General features: G+C 51.9%; 12 protein-coding genes. 11 read left to right on the top strand and 1 reads right to left on the bottom strand.

What is annotated here, in order from left to right; all coding sequences use genetic code 11:
• Positions 1-50: 50 nt before the first annotated feature.
• Positions 51-1,022, bottom strand: coding sequence for a sugar-binding transcriptional regulator (locus BN6471_RS01065; RefSeq protein WP_066644707.1), 972 nt, complete (start codon positions 1,020-1,022; stop codon positions 51-53).
• Between the two features lie 482 nt (positions 1,023-1,504).
• Here BN6471_RS01065 and BN6471_RS01060 point away from each other — a divergent pair, with 482 nt between their 5' ends.
• The 11 genes from BN6471_RS01060 to BN6471_RS01010 all read left to right on the top strand — a co-directional run bounded on the left by BN6471_RS01060 (position 1,505) and on the right by BN6471_RS01010 (position 16,621).
• A complete protein-coding gene (locus tag BN6471_RS01060) occupies positions 1,505-2,698 on the top strand; it encodes an MFS transporter (RefSeq protein ID WP_066644705.1) in 1,194 nt (397 codons plus the stop codon).
• 33 nt (positions 2,699-2,731) lie between these two features.
• Positions 2,732-3,649 carry a glycyl-radical enzyme activating protein gene (locus BN6471_RS01055; protein ID WP_066644703.1) on the top strand — a complete coding sequence of 306 codons (918 nt, stop codon included), beginning with the start codon at positions 2,732-2,734 and terminating at the stop codon, positions 3,647-3,649.
• An 81-nt stretch (positions 3,650-3,730) separates the two neighbouring features.
• Positions 3,731-4,771 (top strand): ABC transporter permease, encoded by a 1,041-nt coding sequence (locus BN6471_RS01050; RefSeq protein ID WP_082903248.1) that lies wholly within the window; start codon positions 3,731-3,733, stop codon positions 4,769-4,771.
• A 2-nt stretch (positions 4,772-4,773) separates the two neighbouring features.
• Positions 4,774-6,276: a sugar ABC transporter ATP-binding protein gene (locus BN6471_RS01045; RefSeq protein WP_066644701.1), complete on the top strand. Its 1,503-nt coding sequence runs from the start codon at positions 4,774-4,776 to the stop codon at positions 6,274-6,276.
• Position 6,277: 1 nt separating this feature from the next.
• Complete coding sequence (locus BN6471_RS01040; protein WP_066644699.1) at positions 6,278-7,252, top strand: ABC transporter permease; 975 nt, start codon at positions 6,278-6,280, stop codon at positions 7,250-7,252.
• A 59-nt stretch (positions 7,253-7,311) separates the two neighbouring features.
• Positions 7,312-8,451, top strand: coding sequence for a substrate-binding domain-containing protein (locus BN6471_RS01035; protein WP_066644697.1), 1,140 nt, complete (start codon positions 7,312-7,314; stop codon positions 8,449-8,451).
• A 130-nt stretch (positions 8,452-8,581) separates the two neighbouring features.
• Positions 8,582-11,017 carry a glycyl radical protein gene (locus BN6471_RS01030; RefSeq protein ID WP_066644695.1) on the top strand — a complete coding sequence of 812 codons (2,436 nt, stop codon included), beginning with the start codon at positions 8,582-8,584 and terminating at the stop codon, positions 11,015-11,017.
• Between the two features lie 87 nt (positions 11,018-11,104).
• On the top strand, positions 11,105-12,328 hold the full coding sequence (locus tag BN6471_RS01025; RefSeq protein WP_162270159.1) for a DUF362 domain-containing protein: 1,224 nt from the start codon (positions 11,105-11,107) through the stop codon (positions 12,326-12,328).
• Positions 12,325-13,245 (top strand): ribokinase, encoded by a 921-nt coding sequence (rbsK, locus tag BN6471_RS01020; protein WP_066644689.1) that lies wholly within the window; start codon positions 12,325-12,327, stop codon positions 13,243-13,245. The genes BN6471_RS01025 and rbsK overlap by 4 nt, the downstream gene beginning before the upstream one ends.
• Before the next feature lie 50 nt (positions 13,246-13,295).
• Positions 13,296-15,680 (top strand): glycyl radical protein, encoded by a 2,385-nt coding sequence (locus BN6471_RS01015; RefSeq protein WP_066644687.1) that lies wholly within the window; start codon positions 13,296-13,298, stop codon positions 15,678-15,680.
• Between the two features lie 23 nt (positions 15,681-15,703).
• The gene (locus BN6471_RS01010) at positions 15,704-16,621 is read left to right on the top strand and encodes a glycyl-radical enzyme activating protein (RefSeq protein ID WP_066644881.1); all 918 of its coding nucleotides are present in this window, start codon (positions 15,704-15,706) and stop codon (positions 16,619-16,621) included.
• Positions 16,622-16,624: the final 3 nt, after the last annotated feature.

Genomic DNA, 16,624 nt, shown 5'->3' with positions numbered 1-16,624 from the left:
GAACCCATTGATTAAACAATGGGTTTTTTTGTGGACAAAAACCATTAAATCTAGTAGGCTAGAAGTGCATTCGCAGTATCAAGATCCGTAATCAATACATTGACCCATTGCCCGATCAGGGCGGCATGTATGATGGGAACCTTTTGTTCCCCCATGGCAAAGCCGATCATTTCACGCGCGTTTTTCCGCGTCTTGCGGATATCGCCGGCGATCAGCTTTTCATGCGTGATATGCTGGACAAGCTCCCCGTCCGTATTGAGGAAATGCAGGGCAAGGTCTCCTACGACGCCCATATCTTCCAATTCGCGCAGTTCGTTTTTGGTGATATACTCGCCGTCACGCAACACCTTGGAATGTTTTAAGGAACCCATGGCAACGATCGCAATATCGACATTTTCCGTTCTGGCGATGATGTCGCGCGTAGACGGGTCGTTCATGATGAGCTCGCGTTCCCGTTTACCTACGACAAGCGCCGGCGTATGGAGCAGGCGGTATTGACCGCTTAAAGCGGTGGCAAGGTTGGCGGCCAAGCGGTTGCTTAAGATATCTGCGTCTGTGCCGATCCCGCCTACAAGGGGGATCACGGTGACGTCAGGAAAGTTGACGGGGAAATTCTGGCTGAACATGGCGGCCAGCGTCGAACCCCAGGCAATGCCGATATAATCGTTGGGCCGCAGTACGGAAATCAGATAATGCGCCGCAGCACGCGCGCACTGTGTAAGCGTCTGCGAGCGGTCGGCGCTGCGGATCACCTTGGCGTTTTTCAAATGGAATTTATCGATCAGCTTTTGTTCGACCTCGGCAATACCGGCCGAGGAGGTCGCGACGTCGATCTTGACGATGCCGGATTCCTCCGCACGCTTCAAAAGCTTGGAGACCCACGGGCGGGAAACGCCCAACCGTGCGGCAACGTCTTTCTGATGCAGGTGATAGACATAATACAGTTCGGCAGCCAACGTCACCTTTTCCATGATATCCGCGCCTGAAAATTCAATTTTGTTGGAAGACGTCACGTCGCTCATAACTTACCTCGATTTTTAAAAATTGCATTTGTAAAATTTTTTTCATTATAACATATTTTCACAAATGCCACAAATGCTATTCTCTGCCGTACCATGCGGAAAAGCAAGGATATAGCGTAGCAAAAATAATTACTTATGTGCTATATAATAACATAAGTAACAAATGAAGAAAAGCACTATTTTGAAACTATTACAGTAATAGAGAGCAATATTAAGAAAAAGAGATATAAAAGATGATATTTTGTTATAAAGTCAAATTTTAATATATTAAAATCGAATTTAGGTATTGTATTCCTTTTGAAAAAATATATACTAAAGATAAGCAATTAAGTAACCAAAGGGCACATATGTAACAAGTCTTACAAACAGCGATAACGTGCGGCGTGCTGCCGCACAGTTTTGAAAAATCAAGATTGGCAAGCGCATGATTCAACAATAATGGAACATTTAGCAAAGGTCTTGGTTTGTATCGAGGGGAAAAAGTGATTGACAACAAAAAGGTAACGATCGTATCGGTATATTCTTTGATGTTTGCCTGCGCGGCTGTGCTTGTTATCATTAGCCCAATGCTAGACGAGATCGGAAAGGAATTCTCGCTTACAACCATACAAATGGGAATGCTGATGGCGTTTCAGTTCATCGGCTTCACGATTTTCACGATCATGGGAGGAATCATTGCCGACAAGGTGAGCAAAAAAGCGGTGCTTAGCGTCGCGGTATGCGCAAATTGCGTTTTGCTTTTCCTGTTCGCCGCAGTGCAAAGCTTTGAAGGCGTACTGGCGCTCCTGTTCTTTATTGGCGGGGGCACGGGCATCATGGAAAGCATGTCGACCTCTATGGCGGCAGATCTGAATCCGGCAAAGAGGACGTTCCACATCAATTTTATCCAGGTTATTTTCGGGGTGGGGGCCCTGGCGATGCCGCTGATTACAGGATATGCGCTTTCAAACGGCGTTTCGTGGAGAAGCATCTATATTGGAACAGGCGCCCTTTACGCGGCGGTCGCAATACTTTTTTTACTGGTAAAAATGCCGCAGGCGGAAAAAAGCGACTCGATTTCCCTGAAGAGCGTCAAAAGCCTGCTTAAAAACAAATACTTCCTGATGACGTGTATCTGCCTGTTCTGTTATACGGGCGCGGAAGTAGGCGTATGGGGATGGATGTCGACCTTCACCAAGGAGACTATGCATTTTGATGTTTTACAGTCCAACCTGACGGTGGGGCTTTTCTGGGGGATGATGATCCTCTCGCGTACGGTATTATCCTTTGCAGCCTCCAAATGGAGCGCGCGCAAGATCGCGATCGTACTGGCGGCCCTTTCCATCCCGGCGACTCTTATGGTAGCTATGGCGACAAGCGAACCGATGGTATGGATATCGATCATCCTGATCGGAATCTTCTATTCGGCGCAGTACCCCATGATCCTGGCACACGGGACGGAGGACATAAAGGACTCCACAGGAACGGTATTTGCGATCGCCTTTGCATCAGGCGGCGTGGGAATGTCCGTTGCTCCCTACCTGATGGGGGTGATCGGGGAAGCGGCAGGCTCACGACTTTCACTGCTTTTGCCGGCTGTACTACTGGGAAGCATTGTTTTGATACAAGCGGTATTTTACAGGCCGCGCAAGAAGGAAAGCGGAAAAGAACCAGGGAAAATTGCAAATACGACCTGATATGGACGAAAAAATATTGCGGAGGACAGGCCATTGTATCAAAGCGAAGAAATCAAAGGAACAGTATTCGACCTGCAGCGGTATTCGATTCACGATGGGAGCGGGATACGCACAATCGTTTTTTTGAAGGGATGCCCGCTGCGGTGCCGGTGGTGCGCCAATCCGGAATCCCAGAAAAAAGAACGGGAAATGATGATATCCCATAAAAAATGTATCGCCTGCGGAACCTGCCAGGCGGTATGTGATAAGGACGCGATCAGCGTAGGAGCGGACGGCATTGCGTACCGCAAGGAAAAATGCGATTACTGCGGCGCGTGCATCGCAAACTGCAGGGCGCAGGGGTTAAAGATCGCGGGACGCGAAATGAGCGTGCAGGAGATCATTGATGAAATTACAAAAGATGAAATTTTCTATATTACTTCAGGAGGAGGGCTAACAGTCAGCGGTGGGGAACCGCTTAGTCAACATGAATTTTTGCTCAAGCTCTTAAAATCTGCACAGGAAAGGGGGATTCATACAGCGATAGAGACCTGCGGCGTCTGTGCGCCGGAGGTATTTCGGGAAGTGTTGAAGTATGTAGACTTGCTTCTGATGGATCTGAAACACACGGACAATGAAAAGCACAAGGAATGGACGGGAGGATCCAACGAGGCGATTTTAAAAAACTGGGAATGGGCGGCGAAGAACAAAAAGCATATTATTTGCAGGATACCTGTGATTCCCGGTTTTAATGACACAGAAAAAGAGATCAAAGACATTGCAAAATTTATCTCCGGCATCGGGATACGGGAAATGCACTTGCTGCCATACCATAACTTAGGAGAGAGCAAATATATTGCGCTTGGGATGGAATACAGCATGCATGACGTAAAAAAACCGGAAGATGACGCAATGCAAGCGCTCAGGGCGGCTGCCATGCAATATGTGGAAAGCGTTCAGATCGGCGGATAGGCCCGGGGCGGACCAGAAAAGTGAAGAATTGTTTGATCGTTAGTCTCAGACAAATAATTGTTTGACAGGAAGGTTGGATTTATGAATACAAGTAAAGTGGAGAGAGTGCCGCTGGCGGATAAAACATCCAAATCAAGTGTGCTCAAGGGAAATACATTTTTCCTGGTTCTCGCCGTGATCGCCATCTTGATCATCGGCGCGATTGTGACAGACAGCTTTGTGGATGCGTTTAACTTATCCAGGTTGATGCGGCAGATGGGCATCATGGGGTTGATGGCAGTCGGCATGACATACGTCATCATCGGCGGCAACGGAGGGATCGACTTATCGATCGGTTCCACCTTCGGGATCGCGGCAATGATATCCATCAGTATGCAATATACGGAAGTACAGAATACGGGCGGAGCACCGTACCCGGGCGTAGAAGCACCGGTAATCCTGATCTTGCTGGCATGCGCGGCAGCCGGCGTGATCATGGGGCTGATCAACGGGCTTGGCGTGGCACAGTTAAAGCTGTCGCCGTTCATCATGACGCTCGCAATGCTCAATATCGGGCGCGGGATCGTGCTCGTTTACAGCAACGGGTTCCAGTTCGTAGGGGTTCGCGAGGATTTCAAAAATGTAGCGAGCGGATTTATCGGCGACATACTGCCCTATACCATCATTATTTTTGCAGCCGTGGTTGTGGTATCCTACTTCGTACTGCACAGGAGCGCCTATGGACGTAAGCTGTTCGCGGTGGGCGCAAACATCAATGCCGCGTCTATATCAGGCGTCAAAACAAAGAAAATACAGATTTCCACATATATCATCTCCGGCGTTTGCGCAGCGGTGGCAGGGATGCTGTTCACATCTTTCACGATGTCTGCAGACCCATATGCAGGCAACGGGTATGAGCTCGACGCAATCAGCGCGGTGCTGATCGGCGGTACGCCGATGGCAGGCGGACAGGGAACGGTCATTGGGACAGTCATGGGGCTGTTGTTCATTACATTGATCAAAAACCTGTTGACACAGCTGAATATCAACTCTTATATCCAGCAGGTCATTACCGCACTGCTCATCATGGTAGTCGTATTGATCCAGCAGCGTCAGCTGGCGAATATGGAAAAGAGGGTGTGAGCATGGAAAACAACATTGTATTGGAAGTCAAAAACATTACAAAAGAATTTCCCGGCGTAAAAGCCCTTGACGACGTAAGTATGTCGCTGAAAAAAGGAGAGGTACACGCGCTTCTCGGCATGAACGGGTCGGGCAAAAGCACACTCCTGAAAATCATTACGGGCGTATACAAGGCGGATGCGGGCCAGGTGTTCGTCGACGGCCAGGAAATGCACTTTGATACGGTTTTAGAGAGCAGGCACGCGGGCATCAGCATGGTGTTCCAAGAGCTTTCGCTGGTTCCGGGACTGACGGTGGCAGAAAATATCTTCATGGGGCATATGCCGCTGAAGAACAAGCTGATCAGCTACAAGGAAGCCAAAAGGCTGGCAAAGGAATTATTGGACAGTCTCAATCTGGATATCGACCCGACGGAAACGGTGGAAAACCTGACGGTAGCAGAAAAGCAGATGGTCGAGATCGCAAAGGCGCTTTCCATCGATACGAAGGTATTGCTTTTAGATGAGCCGTCCGCGGTTTTGACGCAGACGGAAATCAAGAGCTTGTTCGAGATCATCCGTTCCATCAAGGCAAGCGGAATCACCGTCGTCTATATTTCCCACAGGTTGGAGGAAGTATTCGAGATCGCGGACACAGTCACGGTCTTAAAGGACGGCGTACACATCGCGACACGGACGATGGAAGGTCTCGATTCGGCAGAGCTGATCCGTATGATGATCGGGCGCAGCATGGATAACATGTTCCCAGAGCTGCAGTACAAAAAGACGGACGAGATCGTCATGAAGGTCGACAAGCTGAACAACTACAGGTTAAAGGATATCTCCTTTAAGCTCCGCAAGGGCGAGATGCTGGGCATCTACGGCGTAGTGGGCAGCGGACAGCGGGAATTCGCGGAAGCGCTTTTCGGCGTGGACACCAAGGATATGCAAATCGAAGGTTATGAGATCAATGGGAAGCCGGTCAAGATCAATACCCCGGTGGACGCAGTCAACCACGGGCTTGCATATATCCCGGAAGAAAGAAAGCACGACGGACTGATGCTGCGCTTAAGCGTAAAAGAAAATGTTTCCATTCCGTTTATCGACAGGCTTTCAAGTCCGATCAAATTGGTCGACGGGAAAAAGGAAAAGAAGACGGTCAAGGCACTGATCGATAAACTGAGTATCAAGACGCCGTCGCAGAACGTCCTCGTCAACAACTTATCGGGCGGTAACCAGCAGAAAGTCGTTATTGCAAAATGGCTGGGACGCGAATCCAATATCTTCATCTGTTTTGAACCGACACGCGGCATCGACGTAGAAGCAAAGATGCAGGTGTATGAGGCGCTGGAAGAACTCCGCAGGGGCGGGGATTCGATCATCATCGTATCTTCCGAGCTGACAGAAGTGCTCGGAATGAGCGACAGGCTTTACATCATGCGCAAGGGACGTTTCTTAGCGGAAATCAACCGCGATGAATTTGATGAAGAACGTATCCTTGCGAACGCTGCAGGAGTGGAGGTTTAACATGAAGAGCTTAGTGAAAAACTATCCCGGCATGATCGTGTTCATCTTCGTGTTCGTGCTTGGAATATTCGTTTCCCCATCGTTCTTTACGCTGAACAACGTTGCGGACATCCTGCAACAGACAGCACAGAACGGATTGCTTGCCGCAGGTATGACGCTGGTCATCATCGGCGGCGGCGGCGGCGTAGACCTTTCGGTCGGTTCCAACGTCGCACTCGGCTGCATGGTAGCGGCCATGACGCAGGCATATGCAGGCTTCCCGACCATGGGTTCCGTATTGCTCGCAGTGGCAGTATGCGCCGCCCTTGGCGCAGGCAACGGCCTGCTCGTTACCAAAGGGCATTTACAGCCCTTCGTTGCAACGCTGGTAACGATGATGGGCGGCCGCGCAGCGGCACTTCTCATCAACAGCGGACGTCCCGTCAGTTCGGGCATCCCGGAATCGTTCAGCGTGATCAGCAATACGAAGATCGGGCCGTTCTTCCTGCCCATGTTCATATGGATCATCGCGATCATCCTCATCCATATCCTGCTGACGCGGACAAAATATGGACGCGACCTGATCGCGGCGGGCGGAAATGAAGAAGCGGCCAAATATACAGGGATCAACGTAAAGAAAGTACGTTTCATAGCATATACGATCACCGGTGCACTTGCAGGCATCTGCGGCGCGCTGCTGTGCAGCAAGCTGAAGATCGGCGAACCGAGATCGGGCGAAGGATATGAAATGCTGGCAATCGCGGCAGTCGTTATGGGCGGTACGTCCATGGACGGCGGACGCGGGAGCGCACTGGGAACAATGTTCGGCGTATTGGCGCTCGGCGTCATCAGCAACCTGCTCAATGTTGCGAACGTCAACATGTACCTGCAAAAGGTCGTGGAAGGACTGATCGTGTTCGTATCGGTACTGGTACCGGTGATCACGCAGTACGTCAACGAAAAGGCGGCGAGAAAGCACGCCATGGAAAGACTTTAAAAATTAGGTTTTCTACAGGCGAAAGCCTGAATAAAGAAGAAAAAACAGGAGGGAAAACAATGAAAAAAGGGATTATGATCTTGGTAGCTGTATTGCTCGTCGCTGCTATGGCAGTGGGTTGCAGCGCGCCGGCGGAGCCGGCCGCTTCTGAATCAGCATCAGCTGCTGCTACGCAGGAAGCTTCACAGGCTCCCGCGGAAACACAGGAGGCTTCGCAGGCTCCGTCTGAGTCGGCATCGGCTGCGGCTGCTTCCGGCGACGTTTCAAGCGAATGGTCGGGACTGCCGGCTGACACGACACCCATCGATTTTGGCCTGAATGCAGACGAAGTCAAGGCTGGCAACTACACGATCGGTTTCGCACAGTGCGTCATGGACCATCCGTACAGACTGGACATGGTTGACAGGGCACAGAAATGGTGCGACGAAAACGGCGTTAAGATGGTTATGATGGACGGGGAAGGCGAGCCTTCCAAAGAAGTGTCCAACATCGAAAGCCTGATCGCGCAGAAGGTCGATGCGATCGTCATCAGCTCCCACGGTGGCATCGCGATCTCGCCCGCTCTGCAGCAGGCTGCTGACGCTGGTATCCCGGTAGTCCTGATCGATGGCGGCAAGCCGTTCGACGATTGGACCTATCTCACATGGATGTCCACAGACGACTGGCAGTTAGGGACAATGGCTGCTGAAAAGATCGTAGAAGATATTGGCGGCGAAGGCAAAATCATCCAGCTTGAAGGTACGTCCGGTTCTTCCTGCACGACAGGCAGAAAAGGCGGCGCTGAAGAAGTATTTGCAGCAAACCCGGGCATCGAGATCGTTGCTGACCAGGATTGTAACTGGCTGAGGAACAACGCGATCGATACAGTAACGAACGCACTGCAGGCAAATCCTGACGTAAAAGCGGTTTATGCGCACAACGACGAGATGGCACTGGGCGCGATCGAAGCGATCGAAAAAGCAGGTAAAGTACCTGGCGAAGACATCCTCGTATACTCCGCAGGCGACTACCAGCAGACAGCGTTTGACGCGATCAAAGCTGGTAAAATGGAGCTGACACAGATCTACATGAACAACGGCGACTATGCTTGCCAGGCAGCAATCGCAAGCCTGATGGGCAAGGATATCCCGCAGAAGATCAACCTCGGCACGGAACAGGCGACAGCGGAGAACGTTGACACACGTACGGCAATGTATTAAGAACCAACAACAGGGACTAACGAACCTGACCTAAGGGGTGAGCGGCTGCAGTGCTTATGTGCTGCAGCCGCAGCAATCCCCTAAAACTCTCTGTGTAGGATGGGATTTCTACAAAAAAGGAGACTTTATCATGGCGGACGTAGGAAGTTATCAGTTAAATTTTAAGAAGAATATTACTCCCAGGGTGGAGAAATTATATCAGAATGCAATCGACGCGACCGCGTCCGTTTGCGTAGAACGTGCACGCTATTTTACAGAAAGCTGGAAAGAAACGGAAGGCCAGCCGGTGGAGATACGCCGCGCAAAGGCGATTGCGAACGTCCTTTCCAAAATGTCTATCTATATTTTAGACGGAGAGCTGATAGTTGGTAATGTGGCCACGAAACCGAGGGCATCGGTCGTGGATCCGGAATATTCGACCACTATTTTAAATAAAGAGTTTCAAGACCCGGAAAAAAATCCGGTTGACCGGCCGTATGACAGGCACGAGATGTCTGATGCGGTCAGGAAAGAATTGATGGAGGATATCTTCCCTTATTGGGCGGATAAAACCATCGAATATCACGTGATGCGGGAGCTGCCGGAAGAATGTATCAACGCGGCGATCCCCTCGGAAGCCAAGGTACATACCATCCCCCCGGGAACGGAGATCCATCTTCGCCACGGTGCGGGGCATTTGAACGTTGACTATAAAAAATTTATTGCGCGCGGTGCGCGTTCGATCATTGACGAAGCAAAGGAGCGCATGGCGGCGCTCAAACCGGAGGAACAGGAAAAGAAAAGCTTTTATGAAGCGGTCGTGATCATTTATGAAGCGGTGATCGACTTTGCACACCGGTATGTGAAGCTTGCGCGGGAGCAGGCGGAACAGACAAACGATGCTGCGCGCAAGGAAGAACTTTTGGAGATCGCGCGGATTTGTAACCGTGTACCGGAATATCCGGCGGAAACGCTGCGTGAAGCGATGCAGTCCTTCTGGTTCGCACAGATCGTACTCTTTGGGATCGAGCAGGATGACACGGCGGTATCCCCGGGGCGTGTAGATCAGTATTTTTATCCTTATTATAAGGCGGACAAAGAAGCGGGCCGCATGACAGACGAAGATGTGCAGGAGCTGATCGAGCTGCTGTTTATTAAATTCTCGCACATGAGCGTGCTTTGGGATTATACGACGGCACGCTATTATGCCGGTTTCTCTCTGACACAGACGATTATGGTCGGCGGTGTGGACGAGGATGGCATTGATGCGACAAACGAGCTTACCTATATGTTCCTGGAGGCCGAGGCGCAGGTTCCGCTTTTCCAGCCGGAATTTGCAGCGCGTATCCATAAGAACGCACCCTTTGAATATTTGAAGAAGCTTGCGGAGGTCAGCAAATTAGGACACGGCAAGCCGAAGATGTTCATGGACGAAGTGGCCATCCCGGCCATGTTAAAGCGTGGCGCGACCTTGGAAGAGGCGCGTGATTTCTGCATCGTGGGCTGCGTGGAGCCTTCCACCTCAGGTAACTGCTGCGGGTGGACGAACGCGGTACAGTTTAATGTTGCGAAGTGTTTAGAGCTTGCCTTAAACGGCGGCGTTTGCCTGGTGACGGGAGAACAGATCGGCCCCAAAACACAGGATCCGGAAACGTTTGAGAGCATGGATCAGGTTTTGGAGGCGTTCCGGCAGCAGCTTGCATATTTTGTGGATCAGGCGACGAAGGCAATCAGTACATACATCAAATATCATGGAAAACTGGCGCCCAATACCTTCACATCGTCGCTGCTTGACGGCTGCATGGAAAGCGGGCTGGATATGGCGCGCGGCGGCTGCAAGTATAAAGCGATCGGCGTGAACGGCGTAGCTGTCCCGGATACGGGCGACTCGCTGGCGGCGATCGACCAGGCGGTGTTCCGGGATAAGTATTGTACGATGCCGCAGCTGATCGATGCGCTGCGCAAGGACTTTGAAGGCTACGACGATTTGCGTCACCAGCTTTTGTACAGTGTGCCCAAATATGGGAACGATATTGATTTTGTAGACAATTACGTGAAGAAAGCCGGCCGGATATGGTGCAAAGAAGTTGAAAAGCACGAAGGGCCGCACGGCGAAAAATATTGGCCGGGTGAATTTACTGTGTCCTCCAATGTACCACATGGTCTCGCGACAGGCGCGTTGCCGTCCGGAAGGAAGTTGGGAGAACCGCTTGCGAACGGCGGGATATCTGCGACGAACGGTTCGGACGTCAACGGGCCGACATCGCTGATCAAATCGGCAGCCAAGGTCGACAGCGTGAGCGCGTGCAACGGCACGCTCCTCAACATGAGGTTCTCGCCTTCCGTGCTTAAGGAAGACAGGGATATTGCAAAATTTGCGAACTTCCTGCGTGCGTACTGCCTGGCGGGCGGTTACCATATCCAGTTCAATGTGGTAAGCAGTGATCTTTTGAAAAAGGCGCAGAAAACGCCGGAAAAATATAAAAACCTGTTGATCCGCGTGGCAGGCTACAGCGCATACTTCACCGAGCTGAGCAAGGAAGTACAGGACGACCTCATTGAGCGCACGGTGTATGACGAAGTATAAAAAATATATGATATAGCAGCAATGGACTTTCCGGGCCGGGATCCGGCCCGGAAGACCCAGGCGGGCAAGAAAGCGAGGAAGGTATTGATGAAGCACGAGTATGAAAGGACTACTGTATCGATTGCAAAGGTCCGGGACGAACAGATCTATGAAGCGGTCAAAACCGCTGTTGACCTGGTCGGGGGGATGCAGAGTTATGTAAAAGAAGGGGATCGGGTGACCTTAAAGCCGAACCTGGCATATCCTTATCCGCCGCCGGCAACGACGGATCCGAGGGTCGTAAAAGCCGTGGCGCAGCTGTGCTTTGAGGCGGGAGCCTCCAAAGTGTACATTGGGGACAGCGCGGCATATTCGTGCAAAAGCATACTGGGCGTGGGACGATGGACAAACCAAGACGTCATTGAAAGAACGGGTATGGCAAAGGTCGCGGAGGAAACGGGCGCACAGATCGTGGATTTCGACGAAGATGAATTCGTGATGACGCAGATCCCGGACGGCGTGATTTTGCAGGAAGCGCCTATTGCCAAAAAGATGCTGGACACGGATGTCGTCATCAACATCCCTGCCTTAAAAACACATTTTGAAACGCTTGTTACGCTTGGGCTCAAAAATTACCACGGTATTCTGCCCGACCATTACAAGGTACAGTGGCATAAAGACGAGATCATGCAGAAGATCATTGACCTGCACAAGGTGGTGAAAACGGATTTGACGATTCTTGACGGCCTTGTGGGGATGCAGGGATTGGGGCCGCGCTGCGGGACAAACGTACAGATGGACGTGATCCTGGCTTCGGCCGACATGGTGTCGCTTGACGCAGTGGCGAGCGAGCTGATGGAGATCGGTGCTGACGAAGTGGAATCCATCCGTATCGCACGAATGCAGGGTCTCGGCAACGGATTTATGGATAATATTGATATCGTTGGCGAAAAATTAGATGACGTCAAGGTAAAATTTGACCGCCCGGACGTTTCCATCGACGGAATCTATCCGGATTTCAAGATCATCAAGGGAGGGCCGTGCGTGCATTGCTATGGACGCACAAAGATCATGCTGGACGACCTGCTGGCGGAAAACTTCCCGGACAATGCGGGCGTAACGAACGTATTTGTTGGGATTAATCCCAAACAGATACCGGTGGAACAGATCAAAGGCAAAGCGTTGTTTATTGGGGATTGTGCGATCAGCACGGCGGCAAACCTGCGTTATGCGCTGGGCGACCGCGCGATCTGCGTGGATGGTTGCCCGCCGATCGCATCCGTACACCGCGAGCTGGATAAATTAAGAGCAGAGCAGGAGAAGAAAAAATGATTGTAGAGATTGGAAGCATCAATGTAGATTATATCATCCACAACAGGAGGCTTCCCGTGCCGGGGGAAACGATCTATGGAAAAGGCGTGACCATCATGGGCGGGGGAAAAGGCGCGAACCAGATCGCGGCGGCGGCCCGCCTGGGAGCGGAAACGGTCTTTTTGAGCAAGATCGGCGGCCTTGACCATTATAACGATATCGTCATGGACGATTTAAAATGGGCGAACGTCAACACGGAACTCGTGGAAACGGTTCCCGACGTTTACAGCGGCTCCGGCTATGTACTGGTAAATGAAACGGGACAAAATTCCATCATCATCATCATGGGTGCGAACGGGGAGATCACGCCGGACTATGTGGATAAGAACAAGGCATGCCTCGATAAGGCTAAAATCTGTATGGTGGAGTTCATGATCCCCATGGAGACATGCGAGCACGCGATCAAAACGGCAAAGAAGCAGGGCATTGTGACGCTGGTGAACCCGGCGCCGTATAGTCCGATCGACGACAGCTTCTATCCGTATATCGATATCATCACACCCAATGAGATCGAAGCGGCGGACTTCTGCGGCTTTGCGATCGACGACGAGCAGAGCGCGTCGGAAGCGTGCAGCTTCTTCCACAACAAGGGCGTGAAAAACGTGATCATCACGATGGGCAGCCGGGGCGCGTTCGTATCGGACGGCAAAAAGCGCATGATGGTCGAAAGCTATAAGGTCGACGCGCTCGATACCAGCGGCGCAGGCGATTCTTTCAACGGCGGCTTTGCATACGCGTACTGGAAAGGCCACGACCTCTTTACGGCGGCACATTTTGGGAATGCTGTGGCCTCGCTTTCCGTGCAAAGGCTGGGAACGATGAAATCAATGCCCACGCTTGCGGAGACCGAACAGGTCATGAAGCTTCCGGCACTTTAATCAGGAACATGTGGTAATCGGTGGGGAAATCGAATTACCGGAGGATAGAAATGGAAATGCGTATTGAAAAATTAAAACAGGAATCTGTCGGTGTGGAGCAGGAGGTCTGCGTACAGCGTGCGCGGTACCTGACCGAGGCGTACCGTGAGAATGAAGCGGATCCGATGATCCTGCGGCGGGCCAAGGCGCTCAAAAACGTATTAAACAAGATGACGCTGTTTATTGAGGATGGGCAGCTTCTGGCGGGAAACCAGGCAGGTAAGCTGCGGGCGGCGGCTATCTTCCCGGAGTATTGCGTCAACTGGATCTTCGAGGAGATCGACGAGCTGGAAAAACGCCCGGGCGACCGGTTCAAGGTTGCGCCGGAGGCGAAAACAGAACTGCTGGAGATCGCGGAATGGTGGAAGGGCAAGACCCTGGAAGACAGGTGCCAGGCAACGCTGCCCCAGGATGTGAAGGACGCATATAAAGCAAGCGTGCTTTCCGCCAACGGCAACATGACTTCGGGCGACGGACATATCATGCTCGACTTTGAAAAAATACTGGAATGTGGCGCGGCAGGCATTATCGCGCAGGCAAAGGAAAAACTGGACGCGCTTGACCTGGCCGATCCGCAAAGCCATCATAAACGTATTTTCTATGAATCGGTCATCGTTGCTTACGAGGGCGTGATCGACTTTGCGCGGCGCTATTCCGCGCTTGCAAAAGAACTGGCGGAAAAAGAGACGGACGAAAAACGCAAACAGGAGCTTTTGAAGATATCTGAGGTTTGCGCATGGGTACCCGAGCATCCGGCCCGGACTTTTTACGAGGGACTGCAGTCGGTGTGGTTCGTACACCTGATCTCACAGATCGAATCGAACGGGCATTCGATGTCGTTTGGGCGTCTGGACCAGTACCTGTTCCCCTATTTTAAGGAAGATATCGCGCAGGGGAAGATCACGCCGGAGGAAGTGGTAGAGCTCCTGTCGTGCCTGTGGATCAAGGCGTTTGGCGTCATCAAGATCAGGCCGTGGTCGCACACGCGTTTTTCCGGCGGCGGCCCGACATACCAGAACCTGACGCTCGGCGGGATTACGCCGGACGGGAAAAATGCGGTCAACGAACTTACCATGCTCTGTTTAGACAGCGTAGGCAAGACGCAGCTTCCGCAGCCGAACGTATCGGCACGGTACAACAAGCTGAATCCGGATGCGTACCTTAAAAAATGTATCGAGATCATCAAGCTGGGTTTCGGTATGCCGGCGATGCATTCGGACGAACTGATGATCGAATCGCTTATGAGCCGCGGCGTTACGCGCAGCGATGCGAATAATTACGCGATCGTAGGCTGCATCGAGCCGATCATCCCGGGGAAATTCGGTTACCGCTCGGCGGGTATGAGCTTTACGAATTTCTCGAAGATCCTGGAGCTTGCGCTCAATAAAGGGAAGGACGAAGTGACGGGCATCGTACCGCTGGCGGCGTCAAAAGACCTTACGACGTACGGCAGTACGGACGAGATATTGGCGGAGTTCAGGCGGCAGATGGAATATTTCGTGAAGCTGCGCGTGACGGGCGAGCATGTCATCGATTATGCGGTGGAAGAGCTTGTGCCGGAGGCGTTTTGCTCGGGACTGGTACAGGATTGTATCGGCCGTGGGAAAACGGCGAAAGAGGGCGGCAGTATCTACGATATGGTCACGGGGCCGGAAACGGGCATCGTGAATGCGGCAAACAGCTTAGAAGCGATCGACAAGCTGGTCTTTGAAGAAAAGAAGATCAGCGGGGAAGAGCTGCAAAAAGTATTGAAGAGCAACTTTGCGGGCGCGCAGGGCGAGAACATCCGCCAGATGCTGCTCAACAAGGCGGATAAATTCGGCAATGATGCGGACGATGTGGACGAGCTGGCAAACGAGCTTTACCAGATATTCATCGACGAACAGGCCAAATACAAGACCACGCGCTACGGGCGCGGCCCGATTGGCTGCATCAGCTATCCGTGTACGGCGACGATCTCGGGCAACGTACCGAGCGGCGTCAACGTGATGGCAAGCGCGGAAGGAAGGTTTGCCGGAGAGCCCCTTACGGAAGGCTGCTCCCCCTATCACGGGACGGATAAGATTGGGCCGACGGCGGTTTTGAAATCGGTCGCGAAAATGCCCAACTTCCTGATCACCGGAGGAAACCTGCTGAACCTGAAATTCGCGCCGGACGCGCTTGCGAGCGAAGAAGGCATTTCAAAAATGATGGGGCTTTTGAAAACGTTCTTTGACCTGAAAGGCTGGCATGTACAGTTTAACATCGTTTCTTCGGACACGCTCAAGGACGCACAGAAAAATCCGGAGGAATACAAGAGCCTGGTCGTGCGTGTGGCTGGGTACAGCGCACTGTTCAATGACTTAGAGCCAAAGACGCAGGACGACATCATTGAAAGGACGGAACACAATCTGTAGGATTGGGGAATGTAGGTTTGGGGATGGAAACACAAAAAACGGGGACGGTCTTTGAGATCGAGCGCTTTGCGATCAACGACGGGCCGGGCATACGGACACTGGTATTCCTGAAGGGATGCCCGCTCCGGTGCGAGTGGTGCTCTAACCCGGAATCGCAAATCAGCGGGCCGCAGATCATGTGGTGGAAAACACGGTGCCTGGGATGCCTGGGGTGCGTTGCGGTATGTCCGCATGGAGCGGTCAGCGCGGGGCCGGGCGGCATTACGATCGACGGTGAAAAATGCACCTATTGCGGCTTATGCGCGCAGGGGTGCAATGCAGAAGCGCTTACAATGGTAGGAAAAATCATGTCCGTTGAGGACGTGATGAAGGAAATCGAAAAGGACGAGGGCTTTTATGAGAACTCCGGAGGGGGCGTTACCTTCTCCGGAGGGGAAGCCTTTGCGCAATATCCTTTTTTACTGGAACTTTGCAAAGCGGCGAAGAAAAGAAGATATCATACCTGTATCGAGACCACGGGATATACTGACTGGGAAAAGCTGAAGGCCGTTGCAGAGTACATTGATATCTTTTTATATGACTTTAAATGTATGGACGACGAGGTGCATAAACGGGTCACGGGCGTTTCCAACAAGCTGATATTGGAAAACTATGTCCGGTTGCTGGAAACAGGCGCCAATGTGGTCGTCAGGGTTCCGGTGATCCCGGGCATCAACGCCGGGGACGACAATTTCCGCAGGATGGCGGAATTTTTAAAGAAGTGCAGTTCGGGGTGCAAGATCGACCTGTTGCCTTACCACAGGCTGGGAGTATCGAAATACGAACGCCTGCGCATGGGATATGCACTGCCGGATATAGAGCCGCCCTCCGCGCAGCGGATGGAAGAGCTCAAGGCTATGCTTGAAAAGGAAGGATTTATAGTAGGGATCGGCGGGAAATAGAAA

Source organism: Christensenella timonensis, assembly GCF_900087015.1.
Lineage (GTDB): Bacteria > Bacillota > Clostridia > Christensenellales > Christensenellaceae > Christensenella > Christensenella timonensis.
This window is presented reverse-complemented; position numbering and strand designations above follow the sequence as displayed.